This is a genomic window from Streptomyces sp. NPDC002888, assembly GCF_042888465.1.
Classification (GTDB): domain Bacteria; phylum Actinomycetota; class Actinomycetes; order Streptomycetales; family Streptomycetaceae; genus Streptomyces.
Genome location: NZ_JBIAPU010000017.1, coordinates 22486 through 42570 on the forward strand (window position 1 = coordinate 22486; position 20085 = coordinate 42570).

The window sequence follows — 20085 nt, forward strand, 5'->3', positions numbered from 1 at the left end:
GGGAGCGTGGGTGTCTCAATACGAGACAGTGGCTGCGAGACGGTGGCACAGTGCACGTCTTCCCTGATTACGGACCGGCGGGTGCGTTGGTTCAAGCCCCGGGCACATCGCGTGGGGCGGGGCTGGTGGTTGCCGGTTCAACCTCGCCCGGTACGGTGAGTGCCGTCGTGACCACCACAGAGCAAACCGCCACAGAACAACGCACCGCACGGCCCCCCTCCGCCCGCCCCGCGTTCGCCTCGCTGCGCAGGGCCCGCGAGCTGTTCCTGCTGGGGCGTCAACTGCCGGACGACGTACCGGACGACGTCGTCGCGGCATGGAAGCGCGCCCGGTTCTTCGGCGTACGGCACGACGCTCCGGACTCGCCGGGCGCTGCGGAGCCCTCGGTACGACCGGTCGACTCCGCCCTGTTGGCCGCGGGCCGTCCCGTGCTCGAACGGATCGCTCCGGCTCTCGGCAGCGAGCGGACGGCGCTGGTCCTCACCGACGAGCGGCTGCGGGTGCTGTGGGCGGCCGGGTACGCGCCGGACGCCGTCCCCTACCGCCGCGACCTCTCCGAGCGGTTGGTCGGCCACAACAGCGCGGCCCTCGCGCTGCACACCCGCCGCCGCGCCGAGGTGCACGGCCCCGAGCACTTCCTCGACCTGTGGCAGGACGTTTCCGCGGTCAGCGTGCCGGTGCCGGCGCCGGAGACCGGGCAGACGCTGGGCACGGTGACGGTGGTCTCGGGGCTCTGCCCCGAGTACCGTCCGCATCCAGGGGCCTCGCTCGCCGAGGCCGCGGCGAGCGCCGTCGAGGCGGAACTCCTCGCGCGGTCCCATGCGGCGGAACGGGTGCTGCTGGACGCCTACCTACGGGCTCTGCGGGACCAGGGCCGAGCGGTCGTCGCCGTCGACGGACGCAACCGGCTGGTCAGCGAGCCCGCGGGGCGGTTGCTGTCGCCGGAGGGTCTGGCGGCACTGGAGCGGAGCGCGGCCGCACTCCCGCGGGACACGACGCCTTCGGCCTCGTACCGCGTCCGGCTCCCGGACGGCGCGGGGTGTACGGCGACGGTCACACCCGTCACGCACCTCGGCTCGGTCATCGGAGTGGTCGCCGCGCTGGAGCCGCTGGGACCGGCGGCCGTGGCGGTGGCGGTGGCGGGCAAGGACGCGCTGACTCTTGCCGGACGATCGCTGCCCTGGCGGCACGCGGTGGGCCGCGCGACGGAGTTGGCCCGGTCCGCCGAACCGCTGCTGCTCGTCGGCGAGCGCGGCACGGGGAAGACGTCGCTGGCCCGGGAACTGGTCACGGATCCGCTGACCGTGGACGCCGCGGAAGGTGAGCTCCACGCGGCGACCAGCGCGGTGACGGCCGGCCAAGCACTCCTCATCCGCCACGCCGAACGCCTCACCCAGCCCGACGTGGCAACCCTCAACTCGCTGCTGGAAACGCACCCGGGCGCCCCCCTGCTGCTCACCTACACCCCCGGCACACCGGTGGGCCCCTGCCTCCAACGGCTCCTGGACACCCTGGCCGCCCGCTCCGTCACCCTCCCCGCACTGCGCGAACGCCCCGAGGACATCAGGGAGTTGCTCACCGCCCTGACTCCCAGACCCGCCCCGGGACGGCCCCCGCTCACCTGGACCCTGGACGCGCTGCGCGCACTGGAACAGCACCCGTGGCCCGGCAACATCACCGAACTCGCCCACCTCGTACGCGCGTTGGCCGAACACCGACGCACCACGGGCCCCGTCCGACGCGCCGAACTCCCGGACCCGGTGCGCCAGGGACCCGCGAGCCGGCATCTCAGCCCCATGGAACACGCCGAACGGGCCGCCATCCTGGAGGCCCTCAGCCGCCACGGCGGCAACAAGACCCACACAGCGGCGGCCCTGGGCATCGCCCGCGCCACTCTTTACCGGAAACTGCGGGGCTACCGGGACGCGTGAACGCCCTGGCCGAGTCACGCTCTCGGTGGCATGCTCATGCTTGCGCTTGCGGTCAGGACGACTGGATCGGCACACGGGGAGTGTTCGAATGCGTCGTATGGCACGTACCGCTCGGCTTTCGGTGTCGGTCGGCCTCGCGTTGAGCCTGGCGACCGCGTGCGGAGGAGGGTCCAAGGACCACGACGACGGCGCCGAGAAGGGCAGGGCGACCAGAAGCGCCGGCCCCGCGCCGACGGCCAAACCGTACGACCCGCCCCTCAAGTTCGCCTCCCAGGGCTCGATCATCATCGCGTACGGCGACGAAAGCGGGGGGCCCTGGTCCACCCGGCTCCAGGGGACCACGGTGTACGCGGTCTCGGACACCGAGGTCAAGGCTCACAGCGTGCTCGACGGCAAGCAGCTGTGGAGCGTGACGCCGCAGGGCGAACCGAGCAAGGACACCGACTACGCCATGCCCGAGAGGCTGGGCCGGCCGACTCTCGTGTCGCTCGACGGACGGTCCGCCCTCCTCGCCGCCTTCCCGGTGACCGTGCCCGGCTCCGGCACGACGCCCGACCGTAGCGTCATCGAACTCACCGCCCTGGCCGCCGACTCCGGGAAGCGGCTGTGGACGACCACGCTCGAACGGCCCGAGGAGCAGCAGGAGGGCGATGTGGTCCTCGCCGGCTCCGACGGCACCGTCGCCGCGCTCAAGATCGGCATGGACACCGACGCCGTGACCCTCGGCATCGCGCTGGACACCCGCAAGCCCGTGTGGACGGCCAGGGACTTCGCCGCGGAGTTCCTCGACGACGGCGTGGTCGTCGGGGTCACCGACACCAACAGCGACGACAGCGGCGGCATCAGTGTCCAGGGCCTGAAGCTGGCCGACGGCGCGAAGACCTGGACCTACCCGGCACCGGAGCTGGGCAGCGCGAAGCTGGATCCGGTGGGCGGCGGACTGTTCACCGTGGAGGCTGACCCGCAGAGGGTGCTCGTGGAAAGCAGCGCGGCCCTCGTGGCCACGTCGAGCGGTCGAGTACCGGACGCCGCCTCCGGTCTCGTGCAGAAGAGCGACCTCCCCCTCCTCGACTGCTGGTTCGACGATCGCGCCGCGGTCGTCTGCGAGGCGGGGCCGAAGGCAGCCGAGACGCGGGTCGTCGCGCTCGACGCCAAGACCTTCGACGAGCTGTGGGCGATCGAGGACGACGACACCTCCCGGCTGCAGCCCAGCATCTCGACGGCCTGGCACGGAGCCGTCTACGGCAAGACCACGAACGGACCCGTCGTCCTCGACGCCCGCACCGGCAAGGACAGATCCACAGACCCCGGCGCCACGCCCTACCAGGTCAATGCCCACGCGGGCGTGGTGAAGGCCAGGTCCGGCATCGAGATCCGGCGCGCGACCGGCTGGGCCGGGGCGATTTCCCGAAGAGTTACTCAATTCCCAGGCTGATCTGGTTGAAGACGTAATAGGCAATAGCGAGGAACCAAAGGAAGGACAAGATTCCCGCGGTGAGGAACCTGATCCTCTTGGTCAGTTCTCGACTCAGCGCGGAAGCATCTCGCACGAGAAGAAGGGATGTTGCAAAAGTCGAGGGCGTCAGCAGTAGCGCCACATGCGGTGCGTTCAATTTTCGCACAAAGATTCGCCAGCCCGCGACAATGGCAAACGTAGTAAAGAGGACAATGCCGAGTACGACCCAGTTGATGACCCTGATAGAGGCTGTCGGGTGAAGGATGAAGCCAACATTCACCACTCGATCCCGCTGCTGCTCGGCAGAGTAGATGAAGATCAGCTCCTTTTGATCAATTTCCTCCAAATGTACCGTCACGTCGTTACCGTGATCATTCAGAACCGTCACAAAGTGGCCTCCGTTGCGGCTCATTTCCACATTTGGATCAGCGATCCTGATGCTGACTTCATTCGCCTTGGCGTCTTTGAACGTGACCACGGGGCCGAGATTCTCATCTCTCATGAGCAGAGCCGATTTTGCTTGCCTCCAAAGACCCGCCGCATTTGTGTCTTGAGAAAGCTTGATGTCATCCGTTGTGCGCATCTCCGAGATCGTCGCAATGAACGGTTCCCGCAAGTCCAACTTACAATCCGCCAGCGCAACCCAGAACCGGCCAAGAAACTTGTACAGCCCCATGGTCTTCCGAGCGGCTGCTCGCACCTTCTCATTTTCAACGCTCTGGCAGTGGCGAAGCTCCTTGAGAAGGGTCATCACGGCATTCAGCATGGCTGGAACGTCAGCATCGGGGCTATTGATCCGAAATGGTTCCGCTTCACCGTCCCAACTGATCTTGTTGATCCATTGCAGTGTCAGCAGCGGGTTCAGTGCCGCATTGTCCACCACCGAACAGTCAAAAAACTGCTCCCCCCATTCCTCGTTGAGCTTCCCCGTCCAGTGTTCTTGGACAGATTTTTCCTCAACGTAATCCCTCAGGTCACCGTCCTGCACTTGGTACGGCACGCCCGTCTGGAATTTACACATTCCAGCAAGAAAAGCCAACAGCTTCTCATTCTGGATGACCTCCTGAAGTCGCTCGTAACTGCCGATGTCGCCAAGGCCCGCCGACTTCAGTTCTTCGATGAGCTTTTTTACCCGTCTTGCCAGGTAGCGGGCCGAAGCGTCATCACTGATTCTGCGAGGGATTCGAAATACAGGCTTTTCAGCCACCTCGATGTGCAGGTCCAGAAGAGGCTTCTTGGGGAAGGCCGCCAACGGAAGCCTTACCCAGGCATCACCGCCACCCGGGCCCGACAGGTAGGCCGGATGAATATTGAGCACGTCATCCGCAGGATCGAAATTATTGGTCAGCGGATTCGCATGGAGGATACGCGTGCGCTCGATCCAAAGAGTGCTGGCATAATTGATTCGCTCCACTGAACGCACTCGCCATTTATACATGTCATCCATGAGCGCGAAGAGCGTGTCATTGTTTCGGAGATCCATTACAGCAGTCAACTTCTCGCCCCGATCCGCCGACGCCTGATTCCTTTGCAGTCGCCTTGCACATTTTCGTCCACCGCAAACGCTTCAGCGCAAAAGGTCACTCATTCGGATCTCATTTTGGGGTGCCGCCCGAAACGACCGAGGGCCCCGTTCCACCGAAGTGGAACAAGGCCCTGACCTGGGAAGATGACCCAGGCGCTCTGTCGGGACGACAGGATTTGAACCTGCGACCCCTTGACCCCCAGTCAAGTGCGCTACCAAGCTGCGCCACGTCCCGTTGCGCGTTCTCGCGGTGACCCGCGTGATCGCGCGGACAGCACTTTACCCCACGCCGGGCGCCCCTCCGAAGGGGGCAGGGGGCGCGGGACAATCGACGTATGAGCGACACAGGGCGTACAGGCGGCACCTCCCCGGCTCGGGGGGCCGGCGCGCGGGATCGGGACAGTGAGGGGCGGGCGCGCAACGCACGGCCGCGGGACGGGCTCGGGCGGCCGCTGCCTTACGGGGAAGAGGGCGTGGAGCGGCAGCCCGAGGGGGTCGTACGGACCCCCGACGAGAGCGTCACCGAGGCGCAGGTCCTGCTGGACGCGGGGAAGCCGTTCCACGCGCACGAGGTCTTCGAGGACGCCTGGAAGTCGGGGCCCGAGGAGGAGCGGGCGCTGTGGCGGGGGCTCGCCCAGCTCGCGGTGGGGCTCACCCACGCGGCCCGCGGGAACGTCGCGGGCGGGGCGCGGTTGCTGCGGCGCGGCGCCGGGGCCGTGGAGGAGTGGGCGTCGGCGGGCGCGCGGTGGCAGCCGTACGGGATGGGGCTGGCGGAGCTCGTGGTGTGGGCGCGGGAGCTGGCCGAGGCCGTGGAGGGCGGCGGCCGGCCGGTGGACGCACGGGAGCGGGCACCGCGGCTGCGGAAGCCGTGACGCGGGTGCACGAGGACGGGGCGGGGTCCGGACGCGGTGCACGCGCTGTCAGTGGCGTACGGCAGACTCGTGGCGTGCGAAAGATTCATGTCATCGGGATCGGGGCGGGCGACCCCGAGCAGCTGACCCTGCAGGCGGTCCGGGCGCTGCGCGGCACGGACGTGTTCTTCGTCCTGGACAAGGGCGAGGTGAAGAGCGACCTCACCCAGCTCCGCCGGGACATGCTCGACGCGCACATACCGCAGGGGACGTACCGCCTGGTGCAGGCGCGCGACCCGGAGCGGGACCGGAAGGCGGGCGGCGCCGCGTACTCCCCCGCCGTCGGGGACTGGCGCAGCGCCCGCGCGGACATCTACGAGCGGCTGATCGCCGAGGAGTTGGGCGAGGACGAGAGCGGCGCGTTCCTGGTGTGGGGCGATCCCGCGCTGTACGACAGCACGCTCGGGATCCTTCAGGAGGTGCTGGAGCGCGGCGCGGTGGCTTTCGAGTACGACGTCGTGCCCGGGATCAGCAGTGTCTCGGCGCTCGTCGCCCGGCACCGCACGGGGCTGAACCGGGTGGCCCGCCCGGTGCAGATCACCACGGGGCGGCGGCTGGCCGAGGGGTTCCCGGCGGGGGTGGACGACGTGGTCGTGATGCTGGACGCGCACCAGACCTTCCGGCAGTACGCCGACCAGGACATCGACATCTACTGGGGCGCCTACATAGGCACCCCGGACGAGATCCTCGCCTCTGGCCCGATCGCCGAGGCCGCGCCCCGCATCGAGCAGTTGCGTGCCGAGGCGCGCGAGCGCAAGGGCTGGATCATGGACACGTACCTGCTGCGACGGAACCCCAAGGACTCCTAGGCCGTACGGCACCCGTCGCCGCCGGAACATCGTCTCCCGGCGCTGCCGGAACATCGTCTTCGTGACGATCACGCGGGACGAGGTGCCGCGCGCCGTCCACCGGACCCGCGCCCCCTCATCGCGGGCCGAGCCCCAGCCGGGCCAGTGCCTCGGGGACGTCGGGGACGACGGGTACGCCCTCCGGGAGCGGTGGCCGGCGTACGACCACGACCGGCAGGCCCAGGTGCCGTGAAGCCGTGAGTTTCGCCGCCGTCGCTTCTCCTCCGCTGTCCTTCGTCACCACGACGTCCACGCGGTGCTCCCGCAGCAGCGCCGTCTCGTCGGCCACGGTGAACGGGCCGCGTGCCAGCAGCACGTCCAGGTGCGGGGGCATGGGTGGTTCGGGCGGTTCCACGGAGCGGGCGACGAAGTGGAGGTCGGTGAGACGGGCGAAGGCGGCCAGGCCCAGGCGTCCCGTGGTGAGGAAGACCCGGCGGCCGATCTCCGGCAGCAGCTCCGCGGCGGCGGCGAGGGAGTCGACCGGGTGCCAGCGGTCGCCGGGGCCCGGCTGCCATCCCGGTCGGCGCAGCACCAGCAGCGGCAGCCCGGTCGCCGTCGCGGCCCGGGCCGCGTTGGCCGTGATGCCCGCGGCGAAGGGATGCGTGGCGTCGACGACCGCGTCCACACCCCGTTCGCGCAGCCACCCGGCCAGCCCCTCCGCCCCGCCGAACCCGCCGACGCGTACGTCCCCTTCCAACGCCCCCGGCCGTGACACCCGCCCGGCCAGCGACGTCGTCACCCGTACGCCGGGGCGCGCAGCCAGTTCGGCGGCAAGTCGGCGGGCCTCGGTGGTGCCGCCGAGAACGAGGACGTGCGGGGACATGGCGTCGAGCGTACGAGGCGCCGCACCGGCGGAGAAGGCCGGGGCCAGGCCGTTCCCGGCTGCCGATTGCGGGTTTCCGCGCAGGACGACCCTTGCGCCCGCCCTGCCGCGCACCATAAGTTACCGACAAGTAGACCTGCTGGGCCAAGCCTTCGGACGTGGAGCACACATGCCCAACCTCGACCGCCGGGACAATGTCTTCGTACTCGACCTCGGAGACAGCGAGAACCGCTTCCACCCCGACTGGATCGCCTCCGTCGACGCCGCTCTCGACGAGGTGGAGAAGGCGGAGGGGCCGCGCGCCCTGGTCACCGCAGCGACGGGCAAGTTCTACTCCAACGGCCTCGACCTGGACTGGCTGCTCGCCCATGGCGACCAGTACCGGAGCTACGTCATCTCCGTCCACGAGCTCTTCGCCCGGCTGCTGACGCTCCCAGTGGTCACCGTGGCCGCGCTGCAGGGGCACACCTTCGCGGCGGGCGCGATGTTCTCCCTCTCGCACGACTTCCGCGTGATGCGGGCCGACCGCGGCTTCTGGTGCCTGCCCGAGGCCGACATCAACATCCCGTTCACACCGGGCATGTCCGCGCTCATCCAGGGGCGCCTCGCCCCGCGGACCGCGCACGAGGCCATGGTCACCGCCCGCCGCTTCGGCGGCCACGACGCGCTCGCCGCCGGGATCGTGGACCACGCGGTGGACGAGGACGCCGTACGGTCGACCGCCGTCGAGCTCGCCGCGGCACAGGCGGGAAAGGCGGGCGACACCCTCGCCACGATCAAGCGCCGCATGTACGCCCCGGCGCTGGCCGCGCTGCGGGAGAAGAGCAATCCGCTCGGGGACTGAAGCCTCCACAGCACACACGGGATCGGCGGCGCCGGACACCCTGCGGGGCGTCCGGCGCCGCGTTATCGTCCCGGCATGGACGCAGTGCGTGCCGTACTGATCGACATCGACGGGGTGCTGACGCTCTCGTGGCAGCCGCTGCCGGGCGCGGTCGACGCGCTGCGCGAGATCCGGGACGCCGGGCTCGCCGTCGCGCTGGTCACCAACACCACATCCCGGACGCGCGCGTCGATCGCCGGCACGCTGGAGGGCGCGGGCTTCCCGGTGACCGCCGAGGACATCCTCACCGCGCCGACCGTGACCGCGGCGCACCTCGCCGACCGGTCCCCCGGAGCGCGCTGCGCGCTGCTGAACAGCGGCGGTGACATCGGGGAGGACCTGGCCGGGGTGACCCTGGTCGACGACGGCGAGGGCGACGGTGACGCCGACGTGGACGTCGTCATCGTCGGCGGCGCCGGTCCCGAGTTCGGCTACGAGGCGCTGAACCGGGTTTTCGGGCACCTCCAGCGGGGTGCGCGCCTTGTGGCCATGCACCGGAACCTGTACTGGCGCACCGACGCGGGACTCCAGCTCGACTCGGGTGCGTTCCTGGCGGGCCTCGAGGCGGCCGCGCGGGTCGAGGCGGAGGTGACCGGGAAGCCGTCGCCGGCGTTCTTCGCCGCGGCGCTGGGGCATCTCGGGGTCGGCGCGGACGAGGCGCTGATGGTGGGCGACGACATCGAGTCCGACGTACTGGCGGCGCAGCGGGCCGGGATCACGGGAGTGCTGGTGAAGACGGGCAAGTACCTGCCTCAGACCCACCGGGCGGCGAGTGGCACGCCTGATCACGTGGTCGACTCGTTCGCGGGACTGCCAAAGATGCTGGGACTAGCGAAGTAGCAGCTGTGCGCCGCCGACGACCGTCGCCGCGATCACCAGCTGCTCGAAGAGGCGCTGGTTGATCCGGTTCAGGGCCCACTTGCCCAGCAGCGCCCCGGGGACGACGAACGCGACGAGCGCGGCGTCCAGGAGCAGCGAGGGGCCGTCGATCAGGCCGAGCCCGACGCTGAAGGGCACCTTGGAGATGTTCACGATCAGGAAGAAGAACGCCGACGTGCCGAGGAAGCCCAGCTTCCGGAAGCCGGCCGACAGCAGGTACATCGACATCACCGGGCCGCCCGCGTTGGCGACCATCGTGGTGAATCCGCCGAGCACGCCGTAGGAGCGGGCCTTGACGCGGCCCGTTCGGGTGGTGACCGAGTCCGGCTCGTCCTCGGCGTCGGCCGTCCTGCGCCGCCACAGGGTGACCGCCGCCATCAGCAGCAGGATCGCACCGATCGACGTCCGTACGATCTCGTCGTCGGCCCACATCAGGAACACCGCCCCGACGACCACTCCGGCCGCGACCGCCGGGAACAGGCGCCACAGCGTGGGCCAGTGGGCGTGCCGACGGTAGGTGAGGACGGCCAGGACGTCGCCGGCGATCAGGATCGGCAGCAGGACGCCCGTGGAGGCGCGGGCCGGCAGGATCGCCGCGAAGATCGCCAGGCTGACCGTGTTGGCTCCGCTCACGGCGGTCTTGGAGAAGCCGACGAGCAGGGCGGCCAGAGCGAGGGCGGCGAATTCCCAGGTGGTGAGGTGCGTGATCGTGTCCATGCGGATACCGATGCTAAGGGCACCTAACCGATGCCGTAACCACCGTCTCGCCTGGTGGCACCGTGGCTGGTGTGGGCCTTGCTGGGGGCTGCCGCCGCCCCCAGACCCCCGCTTCGGCCCGAACGGCCTCGTCCTCGAACGACGGACGGGCTGAATGACCTCAACCGGCGCTCAGAAGTGCCTCAGTGCCTCTCCACCAGCATCGCGCTCCCCTGCCCCACCCCCACGCACATCGTCGCCAGCCCCCGCTCCGCTCCCGTCCGCCGCATCCGGTGGAGCAGTGTCGTCAGGATGCGTGCTCCCGAGCAACCCAGCGGATGGCCCAGGGCGATCGCGCCGCCGCTGGGGTTGACGAGGTCGGGGTCGATGCCGAGCTGGTCGACGCAGGCGAGGGCCTGGGCGGCGAAGGCCTCGTTGAACTCGGCTTCCTGGATGTCGCCGACGCTCCAGTGGGCGCGGGCCAGCGCCTTGCGGGTGGCGGGGACCGGCCCGATGCCCATGACGTCGGGGTGGACGCCGGCCGAGGCGCCGGCGACGTAGCGGCCGAGGGACTCGAGGCCCAGGTCGTTCAGGGCCTCCTCGCTGACGAGGAGCAGTCCGGCGGCACCGTCGTTCATGGGCGAGGCGTTGCCCGCGGTGACGGTGCCGCCCTCGCGGAAGACGGGCTTCAGACGGGCCAGCTTCTCGTACGAGGTGTCCTCGCGCACGCACTCGTCGGCGTCGACGACCACACCGTCCGGGCGCTCCACGGGCAGGAGTTCGTCGTCGAAGTGGCCGTTCTTGCGGGCGAGGGCGGCGCGCCGGTGGCTGCGCAGGGCGAACTCGTCCTGACGCTCGCGGGGGATGCCGTGGCGTGCGGCGACCTCCTCCGCCGTCTCGCCCATGGACAACAGGCCGTGGAGTTCCTTCATCGCCGGGTTGACCAGACGCCAGCCGAGCCGGGTGTCGACGGTCTCGAGACGGTGCGGGAGGGCCTCGTCGGGGCGGGCCAGCACGAAGGGGGCGCGGCTCATCGACTCGGAGCCACCCGCGATCACGATGTCGGCCTCGCCCGCGGCGATCGTGCGGGCGGCGGTGGTGACGGCCTCGAGGCCGGAGGCGCACAGCCGGTTGACCGTGGCGCCGGGCACGGACTCGGGGAGGCCGGCGAGCAGCGCGGCCATGCGGGCGACGTTGCGGTTGTCCTCGCCGGCCTGGTTGGCGGCGCCCCAGTAGACGTCGTCGACGCGGGTCGGGTCGAGCGCGGGCACGTCGGCGACCAGGCCGCGGATCACGGCGGCGGCGAGGTCGTCGGGCCGCACACCGGAGAGGGCGCCGCGGAGCTTGCCGATGGGGGTGCGGCGGGCGGCCGCGAAATGGACGGGGCGCACGACAGGACTCCTGATCACCATGGGACGAGCACCTTAATTAGCGCTGCTAGTTTTGGACTATAGACCGCCGTCCGCACCCTGGGAAGATCCGGCAGGCCTGGGACCCGCCGGACGGGGAAGAGGTGTTCACGGAGGTCACAGGCCTCCCGGGCCAGGTGCCGACAGGCTGGAACACGCCGTGTTTGCACCGGTTCGCCCGGGGCACCCGCGCCTCCATGGAGTGGTTGCGCAGTGCCGCCTGCGTGGGCGAGGACCCCGAGCTGTTCTTCCCCGTGGGCTCGACAGGACCGGCTGTGCGGGACATCGCGGCCGCCAAGCGCGTCTGTGCCCGCTGCCCGGTGATCACCGAATGTCTCGCGTTCGCCCTGAGCAGCGGACAGGCTTCGGGCGTGTGGGGCGGGACCTGCGAGGAGGAGCGCGCGGAACTGCTCCGTACCGCCAGACACCGAAGGACAAGGAGAAGCACGGTATGACCGTCGTCAAGAGCCCGCTTCCCGAAGAGGCCCGTCAGGTCACCGGGGATGCGTTGCAGAGCACTCTCGTGGATCTCCTCGGGCTCTCCTTGATCGGGAAGCAGGCGCACTGGAACATCGTGGGTCCGCGGTTCCGCTCGATCCACCTGCAGCTCGACGAGGTGGTGTCGTCGGCCCGGTCGTACGCCGACACGGTCGCCGAACGCGCCTCCGCGCTCGGTCTGCCGCCGGACGGACGCCCCGAGACGATCGCCTCGGCGTTCACCCTGCCGAGCCCGAAGGACGGGTGGCTGCGCGACTCGGACGTCGTCCGGCTGATCGCCGAGACGCTGAACGCCGCCATCGGACGGCTGCGCGAGCGGATCGACGCGACCGAGAAGGCCGATCCGGTCACCCAGGACCTGCTCATCAGCATCACAGCCGACCTGGAGAAGCAGCGGTGGATGTTCGAGGCCGAGAACGCGTCGCCGGACAGCTGACCGCGCAGGGCCGAGAGAACACCCACACAGAGGAGGGGCACCCATGACCGACGCCCTCGAACTCGACGCGCTGTGGGAGGACTTCCACCGCGTGGTGAACATGACCTCGCAGGAGCTCGCGGCCTGGCTGCGGGTCCGCGACGCCGACGAGAACGCGGAGCCGCTGCCCGAGGCGGCGGGCTCGCCCACCGGGCAGCACGTCCTCGCGATCCTCCAGAAACGGCGCACCGACCTCACCGACGACGACATCCGGGTGATGTACCGGGTCGTCGACACGGTCACCGCGCAGACGGACCTGGAGAACGAGCCCGCGCCGGAGGAGCCTGGGGAGACCCGGCGCCGCCACCGGCTGATGACCGTCGGGCACGATCCGCTCAAGCCATGAGCGACCAGGGGCGCGTCGTACGGGAACTCGTCGGCGCGCACGGGCGGACGTACGCGGAGGAGGCGGGCATCCGGCTGCGGGACACCCCGCAGCCGCTGTACCGGCTGCTGGTGCTGGCCCTCCTGCTCAGCGCCCGCATCCGCGCCTCCGTCGCGGTCGCCGCCGCGCGGGCCCTGCACGAGGCGGGCCTGCGCGACCCCCACCGTATGGCCGAGGCCGATCGGCAGCGGCGGGTCGACGCGCTGGGCCGGGGCGGCTACCGGCGCTACGACGAGCGGACCGCGACCCAACTGGGCGACGGAGCCGAGCTGTTGACCGAGCGGTGGGGCGGCGATCTGCGGCGGCTGCGCGCGGAGGCGGACGGCGACGTCGCCGCGTTGCGCCGGCTCCTCCAGGAGGTCCCCGGCATGGGTCCGGCCGGCGCCGACATCTTCCTGCGCGAGGTCCAGCGGGTGTGGCCGGAGGTCGCGCCCCGCCTGGACCCCAAGGCGCTGTCGGGTGCGGAGCGGCTCGGGCTCCCGAAGGACCCCGGGCGCCTGGTGAAGCTCGCGGGAGACACCGAACCGGCCGTCCTCGCGGCCGCGTTGGTGCGTGCGGCCCTCGACAAGGAGGTGGCCGAAGACAGTCTCCGCCGGGCCGCGTGATCATGTAAGACTGCTCGGACGCATCGCACGCCCGTACGACCCGAACGGCGTGCCGGCCACCGAGCAGAGGAGCAGCGCGTGACGGGGACCGAGTCGGCCGGGCGACGGATCGACACGAGCCGGCCGCATCCGGCCCGGGTGTACGACTGGTTCCTCGGCGGCAAGGACAACTACCCGGTCGACGAGGAGCTCGGGCGGCAGATGGAGACGGGCGCTCCCCGGGCCGCCCGCGCCAACCGCTGGTTCATGCACCGCACCACGCGACTGCTCGCGCGGGAGGCGGGAATCCGCCAGTTCCTCGACATCGGCTCGGGCATCCCGACCGAGCCCAACCTCCACCAGATCGCCCAGTCCGCCGCGCCGGACGCCCGGGTCGTCTACGTCGACAACGACCCGATCGTCCTCGCCCACGCGGCCGCGCTGCTGCACGGCACGCCGGAAGGCGCCACGGAGTACGTCCAGGCCGACGCGCGCGATCCCCGCACGATCCTCCAACAGGCGGCTCACGTCCTCGACTTCGACCGGCCCGTCGCCCTGTCGCTCATCGCGCTGCTGCACTTCATCGCCGACGAGGACGGCGCGTACGACCTGGTGGAGACGCTGGTCGACGCGCTGGCGCCGGGCAGTTGCCTGGTGCTGTCCGCGATGACCGCCGACTTCGAGCCGGAGAACGTACGGCGGGGCATCGCCGCGTACGCGGCCGGAGGCGTGACCCTGGTGGCCCGCTCTTATGCCGAAGTGGGCCGTTTCTTCAAGGGACTTGACCTGGCTGAGCCCGGGATCGTGTCGGTGCCGGACTGGCGGCCCGAGCTCGCGGAGGGCGAGTCGGGCCTCGGGCCGGGCCCCGTGTCGCTGTACGGGGCGGTCGGCCGCAAGTCCTGAGGGTCTGCGGTTCTGCTCAGGTGAGGCGGCTCAACGCCGCCGACACCAGCGTCCGTACGCCCGGGACCAGCACCGACAGGTCGGGGGCGAACAGCGGGCTGTGGTTGCCGGGCACGTTGTCGAGCTTCTCGGTCAGTTCCTCGCCCGGCGCCGCCTCCCACACGTCGGCCGGGGTCGAGGTCACGAACCAGTAGTCGTACGGCACGCCTTCGGGCGCGAGGAACGAGAAGTCCTCGCTGCCCATCGCCGGGCCGAAGTCGAACACCGTGTGCGCGCCGAGGAGTTCGCGGTGCACGGCGGCGATCTCCTGGTCGAGGGCGGCGTCGTTGACGGTGTTCGGGTAGCCGGGCAGCACGGTGACCTCCGGCGGCACCGGGCAGCCGGCGGCCCGGCACTCGCCCTCGACGACGCGCCGGACCGCGGCGAGGACGTGCTCGCGCACCTGGGGCGACTGGGTGCGCAGGTTCAGCGAGAGCCGGGCCTCGGCGGGGATTACGTTGGGTTTGGTCCCGGCGTGGAACTGCCCCACCGTCAGCACCGCCGACTCCTTGGCCGCGACCTCGCGCGAGATCACGGACTGGAGCCGGGTGACGACGTACGCGGCCGTCACCACCGGGTCGACCGTCGACTCGGGGCGTGAGCCGTGGCCACCGACGCCGTGCACGACGACGTCGATCTCGTCGGACGCCGACAGGATCAGGCCGGGGGTGTGCGGGCAGAGGCCGACGGGTCCGGGCACGACGTGCTGACCGAACAGCACGTCCGGGCGGGGGAAGCGCTCGTGGACACCGTCCGCGACCATCACCCCCGCTCCGCCGCCGTCCTCCTCCGCGGGCTGCCCGACCACGACCAGCGTGCCCGACCATGTCTCGCGGGCGGCGGCGAGCGTTTCGGCTGCGCCCACCAGCCAGGTGACGTGCAGGTCGTGACCGCAGGCGTGCATGACGCCGTCGACGGTGGAGGCGTGGTCGAGGCCGGTGGCCTCCCGCACCGGCAGCGCGTCCATGTCCCCGCGCAGCCACACCACCGGCCCGTCCCCGTTCGCCAGCACCCCGACGACCCCGGTACGGCCGACGCCCTCCGTCACCTCGTACCCCGCCGCGCGCAGCCGTCCGGCGAGCCTGGCCGCGGTGCGGTGCTCCTGGAAGGCGAGCTCGGGGTGACGGTGCAGGTCGCGGTAGAAGTCCTCCAGGTCGCCGGCCCCGGCCCGCAGCCCGGAGGTCAGATCCTGGGTGAGTCGGGCGACGTCGACCGGTTCGCTCATGCTGCTTCCCTCTCCTCGATACGGCCGCACAGTACGCGGCTCCGGCCCGCGCCCGCCGGGAACACGGCCGGGGTCGCGATGCTCCGGGCCCTCCTCAGCCCTTCCCCGGAAACACCGCCCGCACCTCCCACCCCTGCCCGCGCCGTGGCCCCGCGTGCAGTTCGCCGCCCAGGGCGGTCACGCGTTCCTTCAGGCCGACGAGGCCGAAGCCGCCGCCGTGGGCGGCGTCGGGGAGTTGGATGCCGCCGCGGCCGTCGTCGGTCACCGCCACCTCGAGCCGGTCCCCGTTCCGCCGCAGCCGGACGGTGACCTCGGCGGCGTCGGCCGCGTGCCGTCGTACGTTCGTCAGCGCCTCTTGGACGACCCGGAAGGCCGCGGCCTGCACCTCGTGCGGGAGGTCGTCGGAGACGGCCGGATCGCGGCGCAGGGTGACGCGCTGGCCGGGGGTCGCGAAGCCCTCGGTCAGTTCGGCGATGGCCGCCAGGTCGCCGACCGGGCGGCGGTCGGCGGCGTCCGGTCCGGTGTCCCGCAGCACCCCGACCGTGCGGCGCATGGAGGCCAGTGCCTCCGTGGCGGCCCGTTCGATGCCGGCCAGGACCGGGTCCAGCTCCTGCGGCTGCTGGGGCCGTGTGGTCGCCATCATGCGCGCCACCTGCGTCTGCACGAGGATGCCGGTGACGTGGTGGGCGACGAAGTCGTGCAGGTCGGCGGCGATGGCGAGGCGTTCCGCCCGGCGCGTCTGGCTGACCGCGACCACCCGGCGGTAGTCCAGCGAGCGCAGGTACCCGGCGAGCCCGCCGACCAGGCCGATCAGCGCGAGGCCCGCCACCACCAGGCCCTGTGTCTCGTCCTCCTGGACCGACTGGAAGTACCGCACCGAGAGGGCGAGGAGGGCCGTGCCGTCCAGGAGCCCGCACACCAGGGCCCACGGCTGCGGGCAGTGCCGTACGGCGACGAACAGCAGGCACAGCAGGATCACCACCTCGCCCGGCCCGAACAGCGCCGGCCGGTGGGTCAGGAGCGCCACCGCCGTAAAGGCCCCCGACAGCAGTGCGGGCACGGCGGTGCGCAGCTGCGGGGTGAGCCACCGCGGCCGCCGCGGCACCGGCCAGAGCACGGCGGCGAGGCCGGCCAGGATCACCAGGGTCGGAGGCCACAGCGCCTGGGAGTTGGCCCCCGCGATGACCACGTCGTAGACCGAGGCGCCGAGCAGGGCGCCCACGGCGACCCCGCGGGCGCAGCCCCGGCCGGTAACGGATTTCATGCCGGTCACCGTATGCGAGGCGGGAGGCGACCGGATCGGCCGAACGGTCGAGGAGCCGGGCGGCAGGACCGGCGAACCCGGCCGTATGGCCGAGGCGTGCGTGGGCCTGTGCCTGCCAGGGTGGAGCCACTTCCTCCCCTTCGCCTTCAGGAGTACGTGATGCAGCCCAGCAGATTCGTCGTGGGGGTGGTCGGGGGCGCCGCCGCGGTGGTCGCCCTCGGCGCCCTCACCACCCATCTGGTCGCCGGCACCGAGTCGACCACCGAACTGGACAAGCAGAGCACGGTGAGCGTGGGCGGCCACCCGGCGCTGGCCCCCCACATCCTCGCGGGCCGCACCCAGAGCAAGTACCACCCGCTGCCCTGGGTCGGCCCGAAGGTCCACGACGTGACCTGCCCGACCGGGCTGAAGGCGGTGGCCGGAGCCACCGTCACCTGCACCGGCAGGAAGAGCGACGGTGCGACCATCCCCATCCAGGTGACCACGGTCCAGGCCACGGACTCGTCCATCACCTGGAAGTTCGACCGCTGAGCAAGGAGCCACGGCCCATCATGAGCACCGTCCTGGCCGGCCACGGCCTCGTCAAGAAGTACGGCTCCACCACCGCGCTGGCCGGGGCGGACGTCGAGGTCGGCGAACGCGACTCCCTCGCCATCATGGGCCCGTCGGGGTCCGGCAAGTCCACCCTGCTGCACATCCTCGCCGGGATCGTCCGGCCCGACGGCGGGCAGGTCCTGCTGCGCGGCGAGCGCATGGACGACCTCGGCGAGAACCGGCTCAGCGCGCTGCGCCGGGCCCGGTTCGGGTTCGTCTTCCAGTTCGGGCAGCTGCTGCCCGAACTGCCCGCCGAGGAGAACGTCGCCCTGCCATTGATGCTGGAGGGCTCTGCGCGCGCGAAGGCCGTCGAGCGGGCCCGCCGCTGGTTCGCGCCGCTGGGCCTCGACGGTCTGGAGCGGCGCCGCCCCGGCCAGCTCTCCGGTGGTCAGGCCCAGCGGGTGGCGATCGCCCGGGCCCTGGTCGTCGAACCGGACGTGGTCTTCGCCGACGAGCCCACCGGCGCGCTGGACCAGGCCACCAGCGAGGAGGTCGTCCGGCTGCTGACCTCCGTCACCCGCGCGCAGGGCGCCGCGCTCGTGATGGTCACCCACGACGCCGACGTCGCCGCCCACTGCGGCCGGATCCTCCAGGTCCGCGACGGCCGGATCAGCGGCCACAGCCAGTACACGGTCGCCTGACACACCATCGCCCACCCCCACACGGTCATCTGACCCGGCCCCGCTCACCCCCGCACGGTCGTCTGACCCGGCCCCCCGGCCAAGACAGCTCCGGAGATCCCCATGCGTTCCCCCGTCCTGCCCCTGACCTGGCACCTCGCCCGGTCGTCCGGTCGCCGCGGCCTGCAGAGCCAGCTGCTCGCGGCCGGGGCCGCCGCCGTCGGCGCGTTCGTGATGCTGGTGATGATCGCCGCGTGCCTCGGCTCCGGTGACCGCGCCGACCGCACCGCCTGGCGCACCCCCGCCCCGGCGAAGCACGGCACCGCCGTCCAGGCTCTCGCCACGACCTACGTCCGCCATGAGCCCGTCACCGTCGTCTCGCTGGCCCAGCTGCCGGACCGCGCCCGGACCCCCGCACCGCCCGGCCTCGACGCGTTCCCGAAGAAGGGCGAGGTCTACCTCTCCCCCGCCCTGGCCGAGCTGGTCCGCGAACTGCCCGCCGGCCAACTGGCCGACCGCTTCCCGAAGGTGACGTCGTACGGCACGATCGGCGCGGCCGGGCTCGCCTCGCCCGACGAGCTGGCCGCCGTGGTGGGCCGGGCGCCGACCGACCCCGCGGTGTCCAAGACCGTGGAGGACAGCGGCAGCTGGTTCGACCTGGGGCAGGCCGCGCGCGCCGAGGTCACCGGGTTCTCCGGGACGGAGGCGAGCATGTTCACGGCCACGGACCAGGGGGCGGCGCTGCTGGGTGTGGTCCTCCTCGCGATGCCGGTGGTCGTGCTGTCCTCGGCGGCCGGGCGGCTCGGCGCGGCCCGCCGCGAGCAGCGGCTCGCCGCGCTCCGGCTGGCCGGGGCGACCCCACGGCAGATCATCGCCATGACCGCCGCCGAGGCCGCGGCCGTCGGCGCGGCCGGCGCCCTCGCGGGCGCGCTCGCCTACGTGGCGCTGCTGCCGGTCCTGGCGCAGGTTCCGTACGGGGTGGGCGGCTGGTACACCGGGCAGCTGTGGGTGGGTCTGCCGTGGTTCACGGCCGTGGTGGCGGCGGTCACCGGGCTCATCACGGTCAGCGCGGTGTCGATGCTGCGCCAGGTGGCGTCCTCGCCGCTGGGGGTCGCGCAGCAGGCGAACCCGCGCCGCACCCGGGTGATCCGGCTGGTGGCCTTCGTGGCGGCCCTCCTGTGCATCTTCCAGTCCGGCGGCAGCGGCGGCCTGACGACCCGGCAGGCGCTCGCCCTGCTGCTGCTGTTCTACGGCGCGTTCTGGCTGTTCGGCCCGTGGGTCGTGGACCGGCTCGGCAGGATCGTGGGCCGCTGCGCCCGCCGCCCGGCGACCCTGCTGGCCGCGCGCAGGCTCAGCGACGACCCGCGCGGCGCCTGGCGCACCGTCAGCGGCCTGGTCCTCGCAGGGTTCGCGGCCGGTTTCTTCTCCGTGAGCCAGCTGGGCACCGACGGCTCGCAGTACCGGGACCAGGTCGCCGTGGTCACCGCCGACGCCGCCCACGCCCGGCACGCCGCCACCGAGGCCCGTACGCTGCTGGACCGCGCGGGCGTCACCGCGACCGTCACCGTCGGGCGCGAGGACAACCCCGACTCTCTGCTCGGCGGCAGCCCGGGCGTGGTCGCCCGTGTCTCCGGCGGCCCGGACCGGATCGACACCGCGGTCACCGCCCTCATGTCCGTAGCCCACGGCACCCCGCCGTACACCCGGGACTACGCGACGGCCAACGACCGCACGAACATCGGCCGCATCGCCGAGGTCAGTACCGCCACCCTGGCCCTGAGCTTCCTCGTCGCGACCGCCTCCGCCGGCCTGACCGCCGCCGCGAACGTCCTCGACCGGCGCCGCGTGTACGGCCTGCTGCGGCTGGCCGGAACCCCGCTCGAGGTGCTGGACCGGGCCAGGCTCCGCGAGACGGTCCTCCCCCTGGTCGCGCTGGCCGGCGGCACCACCGCCATGGGCGTCTACGGTTCCTACGAGCTCAACAAGGCGGCCGGCGCCACGATCAACACCTCCGGCGCCCTGCAACTGGCCGCCTGCGTGGTCGTCGGCGCGCTGGCCATGTTCGCGGCGATCGCCGGCAGCAGGCCGCTGCTGCGCGGGGTGACCGCGGATCCGGCGCAGACGGCGGACTGACCGC

20 protein-coding genes and 1 tRNA gene are annotated in these 20085 nt (G+C 71.6%); 14 read left to right on the top strand and 7 right to left on the bottom strand.

Going from position 1 to position 20085, the window contains the following annotated elements; translation table 11 throughout:
• Window positions 1–167: 167 nt before the first annotated feature.
• The gene (locus tag ACFYWX_RS26365; RefSeq protein ID WP_389426573.1) at window positions 168–1931 is read left to right on the top strand and encodes a helix-turn-helix domain-containing protein; all 1764 of its coding nucleotides are present in this window, start codon (window positions 168–170) and stop codon (window positions 1929–1931) included.
• Window positions 1932–2028: 97 nt separating this feature from the next.
• On the top strand, window positions 2029–3366 hold the full coding sequence (locus tag ACFYWX_RS26370) for a PQQ-binding-like beta-propeller repeat protein (protein WP_389426574.1): 1338 nt from the start codon (window positions 2029–2031) through the stop codon (window positions 3364–3366).
• On the opposite strand, the gene ACFYWX_RS26375 is transcribed toward ACFYWX_RS26370, so the two are convergent.
• Together ACFYWX_RS26375 and ACFYWX_RS26380 are read right to left on the bottom strand one after the other, a co-directional pair.
• The gene (locus tag ACFYWX_RS26375) at window positions 3347–4870 is read right to left on the bottom strand and encodes a hypothetical protein (protein WP_389426575.1); all 1524 of its coding nucleotides are present in this window, start codon (window positions 4868–4870) and stop codon (window positions 3347–3349) included. The genes ACFYWX_RS26370 and ACFYWX_RS26375 overlap by 20 nt on opposite strands.
• 203 nt (window positions 4871–5073) lie before the next feature.
• A tRNA-Pro gene (locus ACFYWX_RS26380) sits at window positions 5074–5147 on the bottom strand.
• 100 nt (window positions 5148–5247) lie between these two features.
• On the opposite strand from ACFYWX_RS26380, the gene ACFYWX_RS26385 reads away from it, so the two are divergent.
• A complete protein-coding gene (locus ACFYWX_RS26385; RefSeq protein ID WP_389426576.1) occupies window positions 5248–5784 on the top strand; it encodes a DUF309 domain-containing protein in 537 nt (178 codons plus the stop codon).
• A 74-nt stretch (window positions 5785–5858) separates the two neighbouring features.
• Entirely contained in the window at window positions 5859–6632 is a 774-nt protein-coding gene (gene cobF, locus ACFYWX_RS26390) for a precorrin-6A synthase (deacetylating) (RefSeq protein ID WP_389426577.1), read from the top strand.
• Between the two features lie 115 nt (window positions 6633–6747).
• Here cobF and ACFYWX_RS26395 read toward each other — a convergent pair whose 3' ends face one another.
• A complete protein-coding gene (locus tag ACFYWX_RS26395; protein WP_389426578.1) occupies window positions 6748–7494 on the bottom strand; it encodes a cobalt-precorrin-6A reductase in 747 nt (248 codons plus the stop codon).
• 169 nt (window positions 7495–7663) lie between these two features.
• On the opposite strand from ACFYWX_RS26395, the gene ACFYWX_RS26400 reads away from it, so the two are divergent.
• Window positions 7664–8338 (top strand): enoyl-CoA hydratase-related protein, encoded by a 675-nt coding sequence (locus tag ACFYWX_RS26400; protein WP_389426579.1) that lies wholly within the window; start codon window positions 7664–7666, stop codon window positions 8336–8338.
• Window positions 8339–8413: 75 nt separating this feature from the next.
• A complete protein-coding gene (locus ACFYWX_RS26405; RefSeq protein ID WP_389426580.1) occupies window positions 8414–9217 on the top strand; it encodes an HAD-IIA family hydrolase in 804 nt (267 codons plus the stop codon).
• On the opposite strand, the gene ACFYWX_RS26410 is transcribed toward ACFYWX_RS26405, so the two are convergent.
• Both ACFYWX_RS26410 and ACFYWX_RS26415 read right to left on the bottom strand, forming a co-directional pair.
• Window positions 9206–9973, bottom strand: coding sequence for a sulfite exporter TauE/SafE family protein (locus ACFYWX_RS26410; protein ID WP_389426581.1), 768 nt, complete (start codon window positions 9971–9973; stop codon window positions 9206–9208). The genes ACFYWX_RS26405 and ACFYWX_RS26410 overlap by 12 nt on opposite strands.
• Before the next feature lie 182 nt (window positions 9974–10155).
• A complete protein-coding gene (locus tag ACFYWX_RS26415; protein ID WP_389426582.1) occupies window positions 10156–11343 on the bottom strand; it encodes a thiolase family protein in 1188 nt (395 codons plus the stop codon).
• Window positions 11344–11558: 215 nt separating this feature from the next.
• Here ACFYWX_RS26415 and ACFYWX_RS26420 point away from each other — a divergent pair, with 215 nt between their 5' ends.
• The 5 genes from ACFYWX_RS26420 to ACFYWX_RS26440 all read left to right on the top strand — a co-directional run bounded on the left by ACFYWX_RS26420 (window position 11559) and on the right by ACFYWX_RS26440 (window position 14206).
• Window positions 11559–11816: a WhiB family transcriptional regulator gene (locus tag ACFYWX_RS26420; RefSeq protein ID WP_389426583.1), complete on the top strand. Its 258-nt coding sequence runs from the start codon at window positions 11559–11561 to the stop codon at window positions 11814–11816.
• The gene (locus tag ACFYWX_RS26425) at window positions 11813–12295 is read left to right on the top strand and encodes a Dps family protein (RefSeq protein WP_389426584.1); all 483 of its coding nucleotides are present in this window, start codon (window positions 11813–11815) and stop codon (window positions 12293–12295) included. The genes ACFYWX_RS26420 and ACFYWX_RS26425 overlap by 4 nt, the downstream gene beginning before the upstream one ends.
• 43 nt (window positions 12296–12338) lie before the next feature.
• Window positions 12339–12680, top strand: coding sequence for a DUF3140 domain-containing protein (locus tag ACFYWX_RS26430; protein WP_389426585.1), 342 nt, complete (start codon window positions 12339–12341; stop codon window positions 12678–12680).
• Window positions 12677–13324, top strand: a complete 648-nt coding sequence (locus tag ACFYWX_RS26435) for an endonuclease (protein WP_389426586.1) — start codon at window positions 12677–12679, stop codon at window positions 13322–13324. The genes ACFYWX_RS26430 and ACFYWX_RS26435 overlap by 4 nt, the downstream gene beginning before the upstream one ends.
• Before the next feature lie 78 nt (window positions 13325–13402).
• A complete protein-coding gene (locus tag ACFYWX_RS26440; RefSeq protein ID WP_389426587.1) occupies window positions 13403–14206 on the top strand; it encodes an SAM-dependent methyltransferase in 804 nt (267 codons plus the stop codon).
• A 16-nt stretch (window positions 14207–14222) separates the two neighbouring features.
• On the opposite strand, the gene ACFYWX_RS26445 is transcribed toward ACFYWX_RS26440, so the two are convergent.
• Both ACFYWX_RS26445 and ACFYWX_RS26450 read right to left on the bottom strand, forming a co-directional pair.
• Window positions 14223–15470 (bottom strand): amidohydrolase, encoded by a 1248-nt coding sequence (locus tag ACFYWX_RS26445; protein ID WP_389426588.1) that lies wholly within the window; start codon window positions 15468–15470, stop codon window positions 14223–14225.
• A gap of 94 nt (window positions 15471–15564) precedes the next feature.
• Window positions 15565–16734, bottom strand: a complete 1170-nt coding sequence (locus ACFYWX_RS26450; RefSeq protein ID WP_389426589.1) for a sensor histidine kinase — start codon at window positions 16732–16734, stop codon at window positions 15565–15567.
• Window positions 16735–16893: 159 nt separating this feature from the next.
• Between ACFYWX_RS26450 and ACFYWX_RS26455 the strand changes: the two genes are divergently transcribed.
• The 3 genes from ACFYWX_RS26455 (at window position 16894) to ACFYWX_RS26465 (ending at window position 20081) form a co-directional block, all read left to right on the top strand.
• The gene (locus ACFYWX_RS26455) at window positions 16894–17265 is read left to right on the top strand and encodes a DUF4333 domain-containing protein (protein WP_389426590.1); all 372 of its coding nucleotides are present in this window, start codon (window positions 16894–16896) and stop codon (window positions 17263–17265) included.
• Between the two features lie 20 nt (window positions 17266–17285).
• The gene (locus tag ACFYWX_RS26460) at window positions 17286–17969 is read left to right on the top strand and encodes an ABC transporter ATP-binding protein (protein ID WP_389426591.1); all 684 of its coding nucleotides are present in this window, start codon (window positions 17286–17288) and stop codon (window positions 17967–17969) included.
• Window positions 17970–18071: 102 nt separating this feature from the next.
• Window positions 18072–20081 (top strand): FtsX-like permease family protein, encoded by a 2010-nt coding sequence (locus ACFYWX_RS26465; protein ID WP_389426592.1) that lies wholly within the window; start codon window positions 18072–18074, stop codon window positions 20079–20081.
• The last annotated feature ends 4 nt before the right edge of the window (window positions 20082–20085 follow it).